2 rRNA genes are annotated in these 812 nt (G+C 52.5%); both read right to left on the bottom strand.

Features of this window, described 5'->3' with window-relative positions:
• Positions 1 to 476 precede the first annotated feature (476 nt).
• Positions 477 to 591 (bottom strand): 5S ribosomal RNA (rrf, locus tag A7X97_RS06500).
• Between the two features lie 126 nt (positions 592 to 717).
• A 23S ribosomal RNA gene (locus A7X97_RS22000) occupies positions 718 to 812 on the bottom strand; the annotation flags it as partial.

Here is an 812-nt window from a genome sequence, read left to right as displayed (position 1 = left end):
TTTAAAGCTGCAGATGATTGATTCTGGCAACGTATCGCTTGCTTTAAAACAATTAATAGTTGCTTGATCAAACGTCTGCAAGATGGACAATCATCCTTCCTGCAGGCGCCTTCACAAGATACCTGCGCATACTTTCAAAGATCCGGGGAAGTGGCCTCAGCGCCGTTCCCGTGTGCTGCGAAGTTTCCTTCGTAGCGAGCCGCCCATTATAGCCGGCTTTTCCGCTTCGTCAACACCTTTTTTCAAGGCCGTCTCACCGGAGTGGACGTTGTTGCCGATGCTGCTTCGTCGTTGGGCCCGAGGGCCTTTCGTCGTTGCGAGCCGCCTATTATGGCAGGCCTTTCAGCTTTGTCAACAACTTGTTTGAGGAACTTGAAGCTCTTCGTGAAGTTGTTGCTGCAAGTCCAGGTCGGAACCGAGGGCTTGCAAAAAAAGGAAAACCCCGCTGCGCAAGCAGCGGGGTTCTCGGGTGTAAACCCTGGCGATGACCTACTCTCGCATGGCTTGAGCCACACTACCATCGGCGCAGCTGCGTTTCACTTCCGAGTTCGGTATGGGATCGGGTGGTTCCACAGCGCTAATTTCACCAGGGAGGCTTTTGGAGTGTCGCACTCGTCCCTGTGGGACAAGGCGCCAGCCTCGCATAGTTCTTGTGACGTAGCGTGCACTTGGATGCTCTTACGACGTTGTCGTAAAGCCAAGGCAACTTGAGGTTATATGGTCAAGCCGCACGGATCATTAGTATCAGTTAGCTCAATACATTGCTGTACTTACACACCTGACCTATCAACCACGTAGTCCCCGCTGTCTTT

The organism is Stenotrophomonas sepilia, from assembly GCF_003244875.1.
GTDB classification, from domain to species: Bacteria; Pseudomonadota; Gammaproteobacteria; order Xanthomonadales; family Xanthomonadaceae; genus Stenotrophomonas; species Stenotrophomonas sepilia.
Note: the sequence above shows the minus strand (reverse complement) of the source record. Positions and strands in the feature narration are given on the sequence as shown.